This window comes from Streptomyces sp. RPT161 (genome assembly GCF_027533845.1).
GTDB lineage: Bacteria > Actinomycetota > Actinomycetes > Streptomycetales > Streptomycetaceae > Streptantibioticus_A > Streptantibioticus_A silvisoli_A.
The window spans coordinates 273,302-287,730 of sequence record NZ_JAPZVN010000006.1; the positions used below are offsets into that span (position 1 = coordinate 273,302).

General features: G+C 68.6%; 11 protein-coding genes and 3 pseudogenes. 4 read left to right on the plus strand and 10 right to left on the minus strand.

Annotated features, from left to right (window positions below):
• Nucleotides 1–239 precede the first annotated feature (239 nt).
• Together O5O46_RS35335 and O5O46_RS16005 are read left to right on the plus strand one after the other, a co-directional pair.
• A pseudogene (locus O5O46_RS35335) lies at nucleotides 240–406 on the plus strand (IS630 family transposase); the annotation flags it as partial.
• Nucleotides 331–708 (plus strand): annotated as a pseudogene (locus tag O5O46_RS16005) (hypothetical protein). The pseudogenes O5O46_RS35335 and O5O46_RS16005, both read left to right, overlap by 76 nt.
• A gap of 128 nt (nucleotides 709–836) precedes the next feature.
• Here the strand turns inward: O5O46_RS16005 and O5O46_RS16010 are convergent.
• Nucleotides 837–3,632 carry a molybdopterin-dependent oxidoreductase gene (locus tag O5O46_RS16010; protein WP_269856080.1) on the minus strand — a complete coding sequence of 932 codons (2,796 nt, stop codon included), beginning with the start codon at nucleotides 3,630–3,632 and terminating at the stop codon, nucleotides 837–839.
• On the minus strand, nucleotides 3,629–4,462 hold the full coding sequence (locus tag O5O46_RS16015; RefSeq protein ID WP_269856081.1) for an FAD binding domain-containing protein: 834 nt from the start codon (nucleotides 4,460–4,462) through the stop codon (nucleotides 3,629–3,631). The genes O5O46_RS16010 and O5O46_RS16015 overlap by 4 nt, the downstream gene beginning before the upstream one ends.
• A gap of 231 nt (nucleotides 4,463–4,693) precedes the next feature.
• Here O5O46_RS16015 and O5O46_RS16020 point away from each other — a divergent pair, with 231 nt between their 5' ends.
• Nucleotides 4,694–6,298 carry a PucR family transcriptional regulator gene (locus O5O46_RS16020; protein WP_269856082.1) on the plus strand — a complete coding sequence of 535 codons (1,605 nt, stop codon included), beginning with the start codon at nucleotides 4,694–4,696 and terminating at the stop codon, nucleotides 6,296–6,298.
• 507 nt (nucleotides 6,299–6,805) lie between these two features.
• Here O5O46_RS16020 and O5O46_RS16025 read toward each other — a convergent pair.
• The 4 genes and pseudogenes from O5O46_RS16025 to O5O46_RS16040 all read right to left on the minus strand — a co-directional run.
• A pseudogene (locus O5O46_RS16025) lies at nucleotides 6,806–7,537 on the minus strand (IS701 family transposase); the annotation flags it as partial.
• 315 nt (nucleotides 7,538–7,852) lie between these two features.
• The gene (locus O5O46_RS16030; protein WP_269856084.1) at nucleotides 7,853–8,431 is read right to left on the minus strand and encodes a TetR/AcrR family transcriptional regulator; all 579 of its coding nucleotides are present in this window, start codon (nucleotides 8,429–8,431) and stop codon (nucleotides 7,853–7,855) included.
• 341 nt (nucleotides 8,432–8,772) lie between these two features.
• On the minus strand, nucleotides 8,773–9,786 hold the full coding sequence (locus O5O46_RS16035; RefSeq protein ID WP_269856085.1) for a DMT family transporter: 1,014 nt from the start codon (nucleotides 9,784–9,786) through the stop codon (nucleotides 8,773–8,775).
• Complete coding sequence (locus O5O46_RS16040) at nucleotides 9,783–10,157, minus strand: hypothetical protein (protein ID WP_269856086.1); 375 nt, start codon at nucleotides 10,155–10,157, stop codon at nucleotides 9,783–9,785. Before O5O46_RS16040 ends, O5O46_RS16035 begins: the two co-directional genes overlap by 4 nt.
• A 643-nt stretch (nucleotides 10,158–10,800) precedes the next feature.
• On the opposite strand from O5O46_RS16040, the gene O5O46_RS16045 reads away from it, so the two are divergent.
• On the plus strand, nucleotides 10,801–11,598 hold the full coding sequence (locus O5O46_RS16045; protein WP_269856087.1) for an anti-sigma factor family protein: 798 nt from the start codon (nucleotides 10,801–10,803) through the stop codon (nucleotides 11,596–11,598).
• 66 nt (nucleotides 11,599–11,664) lie between these two features.
• Here O5O46_RS16045 and O5O46_RS16050 read toward each other — a convergent pair whose 3' ends face one another.
• The 4 genes from O5O46_RS16050 to O5O46_RS16065 form a co-directional block, all read right to left on the minus strand.
• Nucleotides 11,665–12,231, minus strand: a complete 567-nt coding sequence (locus O5O46_RS16050) for a DUF6529 family protein (protein WP_269856088.1) — start codon at nucleotides 12,229–12,231, stop codon at nucleotides 11,665–11,667.
• Between the two features lie 345 nt (nucleotides 12,232–12,576).
• Nucleotides 12,577–13,035, minus strand: a complete 459-nt coding sequence (locus O5O46_RS16055) for a hypothetical protein (RefSeq protein ID WP_269856089.1) — start codon at nucleotides 13,033–13,035, stop codon at nucleotides 12,577–12,579.
• Nucleotides 13,032–13,982 (minus strand): metallophosphoesterase family protein, encoded by a 951-nt coding sequence (locus tag O5O46_RS16060; protein ID WP_269856090.1) that lies wholly within the window; start codon nucleotides 13,980–13,982, stop codon nucleotides 13,032–13,034. Before O5O46_RS16060 ends, O5O46_RS16055 begins: the two co-directional genes overlap by 4 nt.
• Nucleotides 13,979–14,332, minus strand: a complete 354-nt coding sequence (locus O5O46_RS16065) for a plastocyanin/azurin family copper-binding protein (RefSeq protein WP_269856091.1) — start codon at nucleotides 14,330–14,332, stop codon at nucleotides 13,979–13,981. The genes O5O46_RS16060 and O5O46_RS16065 overlap by 4 nt, the downstream gene beginning before the upstream one ends.
• Nucleotides 14,333–14,429: the final 97 nt, after the last annotated feature.

The following is a 14,429-nucleotide window of genomic DNA, read 5'->3' on the forward strand; positions in this document are numbered from 1 at the left end:
CCGTCCGTAGGCGCCCCCGTCGCAGACGGGCGGGACCGCCTCACTGCCTGAACTTCCGAGCACAGGAGGAGAAGTTGACGACGTTCGAAGCGTTCCCCCTCGCGGCTGCTGCACCCCGTAGTTGCTGCCAGCATCCCAGAACGCGGGCTGCACATCCTCAGAACGAGCCATGACTCGAATCGTAGGAGCTGGCGCCGCGGTTCACCGCTGGAGGCGGCTCAGGTGTCCAGAATGATCACGTGGCTCAACGTGTGCGCGGGCGGGAGATCGATGACGACGAGGGCGCCGGTTGCTGCGGATCGTTCGCCGGGGCACCGGGTTCGTGGTGACCTGGCGGCGGGCGCAAATGGTGCTGCTGTCCGCGCAGGACATACCGGTGGACAAAATTGCCGAGGTGACGTTCACCGGTACGCCCTGGCGTGCGCGCTCGTCGAAGCCGACCGCGCCCGGCCGGGGGACGGCCGGGCACCTCACCGCGCTGCCCGGCATCACAGTTCTCGACTGGGCCTGCCCGCCGCTTTGGCCGTCGCTGGTCGCGAGACGTGGGCCGCGGCCCACAGTCAGTACGCGGCGCAGCCGACTCCCGACCGGCCGGACGGGGCGATCATCGCGACCACTGCCCCCCGGCGGTGGGACGGCGAGCCGATTCGTGTACTGGACCTCATCCCCTGCCAGTGGGCAGGCATGCCGCTCCGCCCGTTCGGGTAGCCCGATTCATCGGCCGCAAAAGCAACGGACATCGGTGGGTCCAATTGGCGCAAAAACTCACATCCCTTGCGACCGATGAGACTCGCGGATATGCGTAGGCGGCGCGAGCCGGACTCTCATGTGCGTGTTCATACGGACCCTTCCCGTGGCGGGTGCTGCCTGGCTGAGCAGCCCGGTAGGGCGCCAGTGGCGCGATGCTCCTGGATGGCCAGCCAGACGCTGTCGCGCAAGAGCGGTACTTCGGTGAAGCGGATGCCGGTGGCGTCGCGGAGGGCGTTGGCGAAGGCGGGAGCGACGGGGTTGAAGGGGCTCTCGCTCATGGACTTGGCGCCCAGCGGGCCGATGGCGTCGGAGGTCTCCATGAAGTACACCTCGGTGCGGGGGACGTCGGCGTAGGCGGGCAGCCGGTAGCGGCGGAAGGCAGGCGTGGTCACCTTGCCGCGCCCGTCGATCAGGACCTGCTCGAAGAGGGTGGCGCCGAGCGCTTGGGCGACGCCTCCCTCCACTTGGCCGCGGCACTGCATGGGGTTCATCACTTTGCCTGCGTCGGCCGCGTGGACGCTGCGCAGGATCCGCATCTCGCCCGTCTGCGGGTCGACCGCGATCCGGAACCACTGGGCGTTGAAGGCCACCGAGCGTGGTGAGCCGCCCCAGTGCCCGTCCGCGGCCAGTTCCACGCCCTTGTCCCTGGCGGCTGCGTGGAGTTCCTTGAGGGAGACGGGCCGTCCGTCGCACTCCACCGCGTCCTGGTCGAGCCGGCACAGGCTCCGGGGCGTTCTGGAGTGCTCGGCGGCGAAGGACAGGATCTGCCCGGCCAGGGCGTTGGCGGCCTTCATCACCGCCTTGCCTGCCACCACGGTTCCGGCCGAGCCGAAGGCGCCGGTGTCGTGGCGGACCACGTCGGTGTCGGACTGGCGGATGGCGATGCGCTCGACCGTGGTGCCCAGGGCCCCGGCGGTGATCTGCTTGTGCACGGTGGTGGTGCCGTTGCCGAATTCTGCCGTGCCCACGGCGATGTCGTACGTGCCGTCCTCCAGCAGCGTCACCGTCGCGTCGGCGTAGTGGCCGCCGGGCGGGCCGGTGGCGATCATCGACATCGCCGTTCCCTGGCCCACCAGCCACCCCTCCGGTGCGTCGTCTGAGCTGCGGTCCTCGGCGATGGCGTCGCGCACCACCTTCAGGCACTGGTCGAGGCCGTAGGAGGCAATGTGCAGGTCCTCCTCCTCGCCGCCCGGGCTGATCATCTTCTCGCCCGGGCCGATGATGTTGCGTTCCCGGAAGACCAGCGGATCCATGCCGAGCCGGCGGGCGATCTCGTCCATCGCGGACTCCACGGCGAAGGTGACCTGCCCGAGCCCGTAGCCGCGGAACGCGCCCGCGGGGACGCAGTTGGTGTAGACGCAGTAGGCGTCGACCTTCTTGTGCGGCGCCCGGTACACGGCCATCGACTCACCCACGCTGTGGAACATCACGGCCGGGCCGTGGTTGCCGTACGCGCCGGTGTTGGCCACCACCCGCAGTTGAAGGCCTGTCAGGGTGCCGTCGTTCTTGGCCCCGGCCTTGATGGTGATGGTGAACGGGTGGCGGGTGGTGGCGCCGAAGAACTGCTCGGCTCGGGTGAACTCCAGTTTCACCGGCCGCTTCAGCTTCAGCGCCGCCAGGACCGCGATGTCCTCGACGAGCATTTCCTGCTTGCCGCCGAATCCGCCGCCGACCCGGCCCGCGATCACCCGGACCTTCTCGGGGGGAAGGTCGTACAGCGCGCAGAGCGCACGCCGTGTGAGGAACGGCACCTGGGTGCTGGAGCGCACGACGATCCGTTCCTGGCCGGTCTCCTCGTTCTTCTCGAAGTAGGCGACACACCCGTGCGTCTCGAGGCTGGCGTGCTGAACCCGCTGGGTGCGGAACGTTTCCTCGTAGACCACGTCGGCTTCGGCGAAGCCTTGATCGACGCTGCCGATCTCGCCGTGTACCTCGCCGACGATGTTGTTCTGCGGCCGGGCGATGCGCGTCTCGGGGTCCTTGGGGTGGATCACCGGGGCGCCGGGGGTCATCGCCTCCTGCGGGTCGAGTACGTATGGCAGTTCCGCGTAGTCCACCACGACCCGGCGGCAGCCCTCCTCGGCGGCCCCTTCGCTGTCGGCGACCACGGCGGCGACCCGCTGCCCGACGAAACGCACCACGTCGTCGAGGACCCTGGTGTCGTCCGGGTCTTCGGTCGGGTGCTCGTGCCGGGCCGAGGAGTAGAGCCGTTCGGGGGCGTCGTGGTGGGTGAAGACCGTGTGCACACCGGGGACGCGCAGGGCGTCGGAGGTGTCGATGGAGACGATCCGGGCGTGTGGATGCGGGGAGCGCAGCAGCTTCATGTGGAGCAGCCCGGGGATCTCCACGTCGAAGGTATAGCGGGCGGTGCCGGTGACCACCTGCGGCCCGGCAGGCGCCCCCGGGCTGCGGCCGACCGCCTGCCCGGCGCCCGGGTCCTCGGCGTGCTTGACCCCGCGCACGGCGTCCTCGATCGCCCGGTAGCCGGTGCAGCGGCACAGGTTGCCTTTCAACGCGCGGGGCAGGTCAGTGAGCTGTTCCTCGTTCAGCTTCGATGTCGTCATGAGGAAGCCGGCCGTGCAGAAGCCGCACTGGAACCCCTGCGCGTCCAGGAACCTCCGCTGCATCGGGTGGAGTTCACCATCCTCCCCGGCGAGCCCCTCAACCGTGGTCACCGAGCGGCCCTCGGCCCGTACGGCAGGGTAGAGGCAGGAATGCACGGGCTCACCGTCCACGTGCACGGTGCACGCCCCGCAGTCGCCCGCGTCGCACCCCTTCTTCACCCCGAACCAGCCGCGTTCCCGCAGATAGGTGCGCAGGCACTGGCCGGGTCGGGGCTCGGCGTCGCAGAGTTCGCCGTTGACACGGATCTCGAAGGTCATCGCCCCGACTCCTCGGTGGCCTCGGTCAGTTCGCGTCGGAGCTCGTCGGCGAACCGCATCGTCATGTGCCGCCGCCAAGCAGGCAAGCCGTGGATATCGTCGAACCACTGGTCATCGGCGACGGCGTTGTTGATTGCCGCGCGCAACTCGCCCGCGCTCGGGGGCAATGGGAACCACAGCCGGAACGGACGCACCGTGGCCGCGCTGATCGTCACGGCGAGCGAACCATCCACGGGATCAAGCGTCCCGGCGAGCAACGCTGCCGAACGCCCGAGCCCGTACAGCGACGCCTGACGGAACGCCGTACGGCAGGCCAGGGCGCGAGCGGGCAGCGTGACCGAGCGGAGCAGTTCGCCCTCGTCCAAGTCCTTCACGCCCGCACCGATGACGAAATCCGTCACGCGGGTGCGGCGCAGCGTGCCGTCCTGCGCCTGTAGCAGGCACTCGCCATCCAGGGCGGCCGTCAGTGAGATCATCGGCCCGGCCGGGAGCCCGTTGCACAGGTTTCCGCCGACCGTGGCCGCGTTCCAGATCTTCCAGGACGCCAGGAATGCCCGGCAGCACTGCTCGAACAGCGGGCCCGCCGCCCACTGCACGGACTTCGTGAAGCGGGAGAGCTGGGCGATCGTGCACGTCGCCGCGACCTCCAGGTCGCCCGCTGCGGTCACACGCAGCGGCTCCCACCCGGTACGGCTCAGGTCGATGAGCCGCCGCAGGTGCGGCTGCGGCTCGGAGAACAGATAGGTGCCGCCACCCAGCCAAGCATCCCCCGGCCGCCAGACGCCGCGACGCCGTGCATCGCATACCTCCACAACCGTGTTCAGATCCACGTCGCCCTCCGCTCCTCGGCAGCTCGATGCGGCGATTGAAGCAACGCACCGCCGGTCGCGACGACTGGTGTGGAGCACGGTTTTCGGCCGCCGGGCCGCTTTCCGGCTGGAGGATCAACCAGCCAGGGTTATGCAGCCCGAGGCCTGGCATTTACCATGCCCGCACTCGCATTCGCCTTGCGAGTGCGAGGTGCCGGGTACAGGATCCGGCGCCGGGCAAGGAGCAAGCACATGTACGTCGAAGACCTCCTTGGACTCGAATCCCTCGACCTGCGGCTCCTGTGGGCCGATCACGAGCTCCTCACCCAGGAGATCACCGGCGTGACTGCCACCGACCTGGAAGACCCCAGTCGGTTCCTCCAGCGCGGCGAGCTCGTGCTCACTGGCCTGGTGTGGTGGAGCCCGGACGGCGGCAGCAACAAGGCGGACCGGTTCGTCTCCGCCCTGCGTACCAACGGTGCGGCGGCGCTGTTGGCAGGCGAGGAAACCCACGGCTTCGTGCCCGCCCCTTTGGTCGAAGCCTGCCGCGCTCACCGCATCGCCCTGCTTTCGGTCCCCGCCCACACAAACTTCCGCACCATCACCGACGCGGTCTACCTGCGCCGATGGGGCGACCTGAACCGCAAGGCGAGCAATGCCCAAGCGCTACCGGAGCCGGTGCGCCGACAACTGGCCGACCTCCTTGCGCAGAAAGCACCCATAGGCGATGTGCTGACCTGTTCCTTCTCACACCTGGAGGGTGTTACCTGCGCCGTGGTCAGTGCGACCGGCCGCACCCTCGCCACGACGCCGGACACCGCCGCACCCAACCCGACCGCCGTACGCTCCTCGCTGACCAAGGCCTCCGCCGCAACCATTCCGCTCGGCTCCAGCGCGTCTCCCTACGACGCGCTCTTTCTCCGCGTCCCAGAGCTGGACCAGGCACCACCCCGCGTCCTGGCCGAGATCGCCGACGTCCTCGGCGAGCGTCTCGCCGATGCCCGAATCGCTGCCACGTCACAGCGCGAACGTGCGGACCACCTCGTCAGCCTCATCAGCCATCCCATCGACGCCCCATCAGCCATCACCGCAGCCCTGACCGCGTGTGGCCTTCCCACCCACCAGCCCACCGCCGTTGTCGCCGCCCGCGTCACCGGTGCCGCAGAAGGCCAAGAGGCGGCCTGGGCCGCCGGCGCCCTCGGCGAAGCCCTCAGCCACATGGACGCCAACACCTTCGCGGTCGGCTCCGCCCGCAACGGAGAGGCGATCGCCGTCGTGACGGGAAGCACGCTGGGCGACCTCGCCGAGCACCTACACACAATCTGGCCCACCCTGCACGCCATCGCCCCGCAGGCACTCGTGCACGCAGGCATCGGACCCACGGCCGCCACGCCGAACGGGCTCAGCTCCAGCTTCGCGCAGGCCCGCTTCGCCCTGTCGGCCGCACAATCCGCCGAGCCGACAACCTCCGCCCTCCGCGCTGCCGAGCACATGACCACCCTCACCGATCTACTCGCCGGCATCCCCACCGAAGTCCGCACCGCATTCCGGGAGCGCCTGCTGGCCCCTCTCATCGCACAGGACGAGAAAACCGACGGTGCGCTCATGGAAACCCTGGAGGTCTTCCTCGCCCACGACGGCTCTTGGACCCGCTCGGCCGAGGCGCTCCACGTGCACGTCAACACCGTCCACTACCGCCTGCAACGCATCGAACAACTCACCGGCCGCGACCTGTCCCGGCTCACCGACCGCCTCGATCTACGCGCGGCGCTTCTATGCGACCCGTCCGGCAAGCGCCTCACGCCGGTGGACCAGCCCGGACGGCCGACGTCCTCTACAAAGGCCGGTCGACGGTGACACTCGTGGACTTCACCCGAGCCGTGGCTCGACGCCCACTGCAGGCTCCAGTGCCTCGACCGCGGCGCATCACGGCGACGCCGCCGCCCGCGCAGTCTGGCCCGCCGCCGAACGTCCATGCATCTCGTACACCACTGGCTGGCAAAAATGCGGCGCGTCCCGGAGGGATGCGAGGCGGCTAGGATCTCTCTGACTTCCAATCAGGTGCGACGGGGGTCACGGCCGGGAGGTGATCTCAGCCGTCCGGCCGCGGACCTGGTGCTACCCCAACGCGAGTGCTGGGGGATCCGCCGCAGCCGCAGAGGCAGATGAGTCGATGACGTGCCCCGTGTTCCCCTGCGGTGAGCACGCGTTCTTGCCCGCCTGCCTGCTCGATCAGGTGGATGACCGCTTTGTGGTCGGCGTAGAGCCCGACCCAGTCGCGCCAGGTGTTGCGGGCCGTGGTGACGTCGGCGGCGAGTCATCAATGACGAGTCCGAGCTGCTCGCACTGATAGGAGTCGTCCTCTAACCCGCCACAGGGCGACTGGCGAGGTTCAGCAGCCTCGGCGTGGGCGGTCAACTCGCCCTTCCCCTGCAGCACATAGGCCATGCCCCGGCCTTCAAGTGCCGCCCGAAAGTCCGCGTTCGCCCCGCACCCGGTCTCGGCGACCACCACGGCGGGCCGCAGCCCGATGGCGGCGAGCTCGTCGAGCATCTCCAGCGCGAGCTGCCATTTCGGCCGGTGACGCTCGCCGGCGGGGATGCGGCAACGGGCCCGTCGGTTGGCCGCATCGGGTTCGTCCCAGCTTGGCGACAGGAACAGCCGCCACGACAACGGACAGGAAGCCGTGTCCGAAGCGGCATGCACACTGACTGCGGTCTGGCAGTTGCCGACCTTGCCCAAAGTGCCCGAGTACTGCCGGGCCACCCCGGGCGAGGACTTCCCGTACTTGGGGAAGCCGGTGTCGTCGATCACCCAGACCCGCGGACGTACTACCGCGACTGCCCGGCGGGCCAGCCGGCTGCGAACGGTGTCTACCGGCCAGGTCGAGGACGGGATGAACTGTTGCAGCTGCTGGTGGTCAACCCCAAGCCGCCCGGCCATCGGCTGCATCGACTTCCGCCGCCCGTCCAGCAACAATCCCCGCAGATACAGGCAGCCCTTCACACGCTGGTCAGCACGCGCAAACGACGCGAACACCTCACCAGCAAACTCCTCCAACCGGCCCCGACACGGAGCGAGTTCATCCGCCCTCATACCAGCAGGGAAGCACCAGATCAACGACCTGACCAGACCTAACAAAGCCCTACTAACCGGCGTCGCCATCGCCGACCGCGTCGTCGTCCTCGTTGACCACGGCCGGGTCATCCACAACAGGTGACCTTCTCCGAACTCGTCGCTCATGATGGCCTGTTCAAGGGACTCTGGCAGTTATAGAACGACCGCGGCATCCACAGCCCGCGTACCGAGACCAGCCGTGGAGAGTGAGGAGCCATCACCATACCGACGCAGAGCCGCTCCGGCCATGCGTCCGTGTTCGTCGAGCGACGCCTGCCCGCCTGATAACTGGAGTCAAGATGCCTCGAGTCCGAGCAAAGCGTCCAGTAGTGCGTTGACCTGCTCGCGCAGTTCGAGCGGGTCAGGGGAGTCGGCTCGGCCGGAGCCCGCAGTGGCGTTGAACAAGATTCCGTCGCACCAGGCGACAAGGCGGCGCGCGGCGCGCCGGGGGGCGGCGGCACCGGCGGCGGCAAGGAGGTCTGCCGCGAGGTCGATGAAGCCCTGTCCGAGGGCGTCGTAGCGGACGCGGAGTTCGGGGCGGCGCGTGGCTTCGAGGGCGAGTTCGAGGCGCGCCAGGGTGAGGGTGCGGCCGACGGTGAGCGCCGCGTGCAGGCCCTCGGTGAGGGTGTCGCGTAGGGCCGTGCGCGGATCTGGCGCAGTTGGATGCGTGGTGAAGCTGGCCGTCTCCCGCTCTGCGAGGCGAGTGAGCGCGGTTTGCAGCAACGCGGCGCGGGTGCGGGCGTGGTTGGAGGTGGTGCCGGGGGGCAGACGGGCGCGGTCGTCTACGGCGCGGTGGGTGAGCCCGCGTGTCCCCCTTTCGGCGAGCAGGGCAATGGCGGTGTCGGCGATCAGGGCGGCGCGCGGCGTTCTCATGGGTCCGATCATGCATCATCCGCACTACGGGCGTAGTATCTTCACTACATCCGTAGTGAAGGGGGGGCGGGGTCTGACCGCATGGTTCCGGAATCACACCGGATCGTTCCACCCGAGCGGCAGAACTGGCCGACTGTACGGCCACACCTGGGAGTTGCACCTGATCACACGATACCCGCACACGCCACCCGCACGCCACGGATACCCACAACACCGGTGCGACGGTGGACGCTGCGTGCCATTCGTATCGGTCAACTAATCAATCAGGCGGGCCGGGTTGCTCTGTCGCACGGCCTGATTCGCAGGGCGCGCCCTCGCCGACGCCGCTCGGCGCGTGAGCCTCACCCAGCAGCTCCAGCGCGCCGGGTGTTGGACCCGGCCGACGAGAGAGCGTTCGGCGCGGTCCAAGCAGTCCTCCAACAGCGCATCGTGGAACCAGCGGTAACCGCGGTGCCTGACGATGAATCAGCCAGCTCCCGGCGAAGACACAGCCCAGTGCCCGTGCGGGACTTTTGAACCACACAGGGATGCCGGCCGATCAACGCGAGGCCGATCACGATCGCCACGAGTGCGGCGGCCTGTACGGCGAGCGAGCCCGGCGTGAGCCGGAGGCGGTCACCGATGATGCCGACCCCGCAGGCGATCCCGGCCAGCGGCTGCGCAGCGGTGAGTGCGGGCAATGAGGAGCGCAGCGGCGCGGTCTGGAACGAGATCTGAACGAGCATCAGACCGGTCACGCCGAGGCACACGACCACGTAGGGCTGCCAGTGCGCGAACAGTACCGTGAGCCCCTGCCCGCTGACGATCTGGCTCGATATACGGGTGAGGGAGTCCTGCAGCCCGTACAGGAGCCCGGCGGCGCAGGCCAGCGCGGTCGCCACGAGCGTCGGCCGCAGGCGCCGAGAGAGTGCGACGAGCAGCCCGGCCACTGCGACGACGATGCCGAAGAGGAGCCAGCGGCGCAGTGGCCCGGCCAGGTGCCCGCCCTCTGACGGCTGTCCGGCGACGATGAACCCCGTCACGCCCAGTGCCAGCAGCAGCACCCCACCCCAGCCGCGCCAGCCGAGCGGCTGGCCGGTGAGCCAGCGGGACAGCGCCATCGCGAAAAGCAGGTTGGTGGCGGTGAGCGGTTCGACCAGCGACACCTCGCCGTTGGCGAGGGCGATGGTGCTGAGCGCCATGCCCGCGGTCATGGCGGCGATGCCGACCAGCCATTCCGGATAACGCATCAGGCCGAGCAGCAACCGGAAGAAGGCAGAGCCAGAAAGGGGCGCCCGCTGGGCCTGCCGCTGCTGGAGGACGAAGCCGACGCCGAGGCAGCAGGCTGCACCGACCCCCAGCAGGAACACGCTCACGGCGTCACCCCTTTCGGCCCGTAGGCGCGCACTCGAACCCGAGGCATCTCCGTGCTGCGTTTGGCAACCGAGGTGGGCACGGTGGTGCCCGGGGCGGGCGAACGCGGATCGCGCCTCCCCGTGCGGTCGAGTATCCGGCGAGTGTTCGCGCAGGCCGCCAGGACGTAGCCGTCGCAGGCGATGACTACCATGCCCGAGCGGCGGCGGGCGGTGAATCCGCTGTGTTTCCGCAGCACCGCGTGCAACCGAAGTACGTGGTCTTCGCACCGAGTACCCGTCGCCCGTTCGGTGGCGGAGGGTTCGATGTGCGTGGTCGGGACGAGTGTCGCGGGCGCCATGGGTGCTTCCGGCGAGTGGAGCATGTCCGTCACCTCAGCTTGCTCCTTGCAGGGGGTGGGTGAGGAGGGCAGATCCGGCGGCTAGGCGCTCCGCTGGGAGCGCGGCGATGTTCCGTCGATCGTCTGCGGCACCGCTGTGGCTGGTCGCGCAGTTCCCCGCGCCCCTCCAGGACGCTGCCGAACCGCAGCGGACTTCGCCCGACCTGCTTCAGTAGTGCTTGTCCATGTCCACGGGCGGCAGACGGCGCACGGTTCGGCGGATACGCATCTTTCTGTGACACCTCTTCGCGGGCGGAGTGCTCGAAGCCGGTGACCGCCTCGAACACGGTCTTCTTGATATCGAGCAGCCAAGCCACATTCTGCGGATCACGCGTCGTATCCAGGTTCTTGCGTTTCGTGCATTCGCGCGCCGAAACGTATCCCGGGTGCGGCATCTTGTGTTCCTCCCGCTGCTCAGCGAGCCGCGGAAGCGACAGGAGAGGTGAAAAAAAGACGCCGATGACTGAGCCGAAACGCTCCGGGAGCCGTGTCACTTATACGGGCACTATGCCGAGCGCGGAGCAGAGGAGGGACGTGACACCAGGAAACAGGCAATGGACTGAGGGTGATGGTCAAGGCCGCACAGCGCCGGGCATCCCGATGGGCATCGTGACGGCGCACGGAGGAGGTGCACAGCATGAATGCGGGCCGTGAGGCCATCCGGCTGTCATTGGGCGGATACGTGCTGGGGACGCTCTCGCCCGCGGAGTCGGACCGGGTGTCCGCTCACCTCGCGGAATGCGCCGAGTGTCGGGCCGAGCACGCCAGACTGGCGGGGCTGCCCGCCCTGCTCGCGACGATCACCGAAGCCGAGGCCGCGAACGAGGTCGCGCCCGCGGCCAGCGAGGATTGGGCCGACCGGTTGCTGCGGCGGGCCGCAGACCGCGCGCAGCCCAGCCCACAGCTGGCTGCCCCGCCAGCTGAGCCGTCCGTGCCGCAGGTGAGCGGGCCTGGTCCTTTGGAGCAGTTGCTCCAAAAGGCCACGGTCCGACGTCGCACAACCCGGCGGCGGCAACTGGTGAGCGTCGCGGCCGCCATGACGCTCATGGCCGCGGCCGCCTCCGGTGGCACGTTGCTTGCGACCCTGGGGTCCGCCGGCAGTGAAGTGGCGCAGTCCGGAACGACCTCGTCGGCTCCAGTCCGGACTTTTTCCGGAATCAACCCCGCCACCGGGGTGTCCGCCTCGGTGAGGGTCTCGCCCGCTGTCTGGGGGAGCACTGTGCAGGTCTCGGCCGACGGGGTACCCCCTGGGATCACGTGCAGGCTGCAAGCGGTCGGGGTCACGGGGGTCAAGGCGACCGCCGCCACCTGGCAGTCCGGCACGTATTCAGGTAGCGCCACGATTTCTGGGACGGTACCCATGGACCCCGGATCCATCGGTCACTTCGATATGTATGCGACTAATGGCCAGAAGCTCCTCACGATTCCGGCGTAAGGCGAACTGGGCCCCGCCGCGCGGGAGTCCGCCGTTGGCCGCCGAGAGGGACGCCTCGCCTTCTGCTCACAGGCCGGGTGCCTGAAAGCCGTTCAGGTACCAGAAGGCGGCGGCATACCAGATCAGGGCGATCGCAGTGACGAGGGTACCGCCGGCCAGGGGGAGTGCCCAGCCGGGCCAGCGGCGGTGCCGGACCACGATGACCTTGGTGACGAAGGCGCCGTAGAGGAAGCAGCCGGTGAGTGAATGCAGTGCCAGACGGGTGTCGGTCAGTTGGACGCCGTAGGCGGTGATGCAGTGCCGAGCGATGGGCAGGGACAGGAGGAACGTGATCAGGCCGATGAGGCGGTGTGTGGTGTGGACCGCGTGCGGTGCGGCTCGCAGTGCGGGCAGGCGGCCGTAGATCCACAGGGCGAGAAGCAGCTGAATCAGCGCCAGGCCCAGGAGTGCGGATCCCAGTTGGGCTTTCAGCAGTCTTGCGTCGTTGCCGCGCTGCCCGAAGAGGCTGGTCTCGTAGTTCGGGGTGTGTACCCGGCCGTACCAGTAGAGGCCGACCACCACTGCCACGGGCAGGGAAATCCACAGGACGCCGTAGAGCCGTCGGTGGTTGGCGGCGCGAGCGAGGCCGTCCACGAGATCAGCCGCCCCCGCTCTCGATTGTGCCGCCGCGGATAGTGCCGGCACACGACGTGGTGCTGAGCGCGACGCTGGGAGTCCAGGTGGTGCGGGCCGACAGTCGGGAGGCGGGCCGAGGATCGGTGCGGGCCGATGCGACCGGCGCCGCTGCGGGCCGCGGAAGCACGCCGATCGTCGTCCCTCTACCGCCGGAGCAAGCGCTGTGCACCGTGGCAGGCGCGGCGTCAGCGGCGACGGAGACGGAGACGGAGACGGAGACGGTCATGAGGCGGCAGTCGGCAGCCGATGGGCAAGCGGTGGTGCCGGGTGGTGTCCGTTGTGTGGGAGGCGTCGGTGTTTGTTTCATCTGTCCGGTGCTGTGATGTAGCGGTCGAGCCGCGTTCGGTTGGTCCCGATGTGGTGGAGCTGGGTGCGGCGGTGTCGCCGGACCTCGGTTGCCTGCCAGGCCGCGACGATCAGCAGGGTGAGAGTCTCGGCGATGAGGCTGAGCAGGGCCTGTGGTGCGGGCTGCAGGCCATGTTCGGAGAATCCGAACAATCCGATGGTGCGGGATGTGGTGAACCCGGCGAGCGCGCCGATGGCGACCGCGGCGGCGGCGATTCGGAGCAGTAGGGGTGCCGCCAGCAGGAGGAGCGCGGCCACTGCGAAGGCGGCGCTGGCCTGCAGCAGGAACAACGGGCCGATCACGTGGATGGAGCGGTATCCGTTGAGGTAGAGCTGGGCGTGGATGTATCCGCTTGCCGCGAGTGTGGCGGCAAGCATCAGGCGCAGTGCGAGGGCGGGCAAGCTCCGGGTGTTCATGCGAGTTTCTCGTCCTTGACGGCCAGTGCGTGGGTGCCCTGCCGGTAGTTGACGGTGCGGATGCCGAGTGCGTCCTTGAGGCGTCCGGCGGGCAGCACCTGCGGAATGGGGCCGGGGCCCTGGCCGGGTTTGGGAAAGGGATAGCAGGTGGGGGCGGCCGAGTGGAAGGTGATGTTGCCCTCGGTCTTGGTGAAGAGCTGGTGGACGTGCCCGTTGAGACACGTGACTGACGAGAAGCGGCGCAACATCGACAGCACCTGTACCGCGTCGTCGGTGCCCCAGCCCCACTTCGGATACATCGCGAACAACGGAATGTGGCTGAAGATGACGATGGGGGTGTCCGACGAGAGGCCCGCGACGTCCTTGCGCACGAAGTCGATCTGGTCGTTGCCCAGGTGGCCGAGTTGCTCCAGGTGCAGGGTGTTGATCAGCGCGATGAAGTGCACACCATGGGTGTCGAAGCTGTACCAGCCGTCGCCGAGGGTGTTTTTGGCGAAAGTCTGTCGGTAAGCGCGTCCGTTGTCTCCGATCGAGTCGTGCTCGCCCGGCACGGTGAACACCCGGTCCGTGCGCGCCTGCGACAGAATCTGCTTGACTTGGTCGAACTGGGCGGGGGTGGAAAGATGTGTCAGGTCGCCGCTGTGCATGACGAAGTCGGGTCGAAATCCCAGGGAGTTGACCTGGGTGATCGCTGTGGCGAACGTCCCGGCGACGTCCATGTTGGGCGGGCCCTCGAAGCCGATATGGCTGTCGGAGACCTGTACGAACCGCAGGTCTGCGCTGCTTGCCGGGGGCGGGTTCGACGAGCCGGGGAGATGGCTGATCACCTCTCCTCCGGTGACGGTCAGGATCACGGCGCCGCCGAACCAGGCGGAGTGACGGATGAGCTGACGGCGGGTCATGCCGTGTTCGCCGCCGCCGTTGGAGTCGGGTGTGTGCTCGGTCATGGGGTCACCTCCACGGTGGCGGTCATGAACGGGTGGATGGTGCAGTAGTAGGGGTAGGTGCCGGGTTTGGTGAACGTGTAGCTGTAGCTGGCGGTGCTGGCCAGGGCTGCCGACTGCAGTGGCCCGCCCGATCCCTGCTTGCTGGTGACGGTGTGAGTGTCGACGTCGATGTTGGACCAGGTCACCTTCGTGCCTGCCTTGACCGTCAATTTGGCCGGGTGGAACGCGAAGTTCTTGATCGTCACCGTGTTGGCGGCTGCCGGAGCGGACGGCTGGCTGCTGGTAGGTGTGGCCGAGGACGTGACTGGTGGTGGGGTGACCGTGCCGCCCGTTCCGGAGGCACCGGGCATGCCCGGCAGGGTCTGGCCGGGTCCGGGACTCAACGCGCCGACCGGTTTGGGGTGTGACGATCCGCCGCACGCGCTGAGCAGTGTCAGTGCTCCGGCA

What these genes read in the sequence shown, in the direction of transcription:
- O5O46_RS16060 (WP_269856090.1), bottom strand. Translation starts at nt 13,982, where the DNA reads ATGACCGAGCACACACCCGACTCCAACGGCGGCGGCGAACACGGCATG.
- O5O46_RS16055 (WP_269856089.1), bottom strand. Translation starts at nt 13,035, where the DNA reads ATGAACACCCGGAGCTTGCCCGCCCTCGCACTGCGCCTGATGCTTGCC.
- O5O46_RS16030 (WP_269856084.1), bottom strand. Translation starts at nt 8,431, where the DNA reads ATGAGAACGCCGCGCGCCGCCCTGATCGCCGACACCGCCATTGCCCTG.
- O5O46_RS16020 (WP_269856082.1), top strand. Translation starts at nt 4,694, where the DNA reads ATGTACGTCGAAGACCTCCTTGGACTCGAATCCCTCGACCTGCGGCTC.
- O5O46_RS16010 (WP_269856080.1), bottom strand. Translation starts at nt 3,632, where the DNA reads ATGACCTTCGAGATCCGTGTCAACGGCGAACTCTGCGACGCCGAGCCC.
- O5O46_RS16045 (WP_269856087.1), top strand. Translation starts at nt 10,801, where the DNA reads ATGAATGCGGGCCGTGAGGCCATCCGGCTGTCATTGGGCGGATACGTG.
- O5O46_RS16065 (WP_269856091.1), bottom strand. Translation starts at nt 14,332, where the DNA reads ATGCCCGGTGCCTCCGGAACGGGCGGCACGGTCACCCCACCACCAGTC.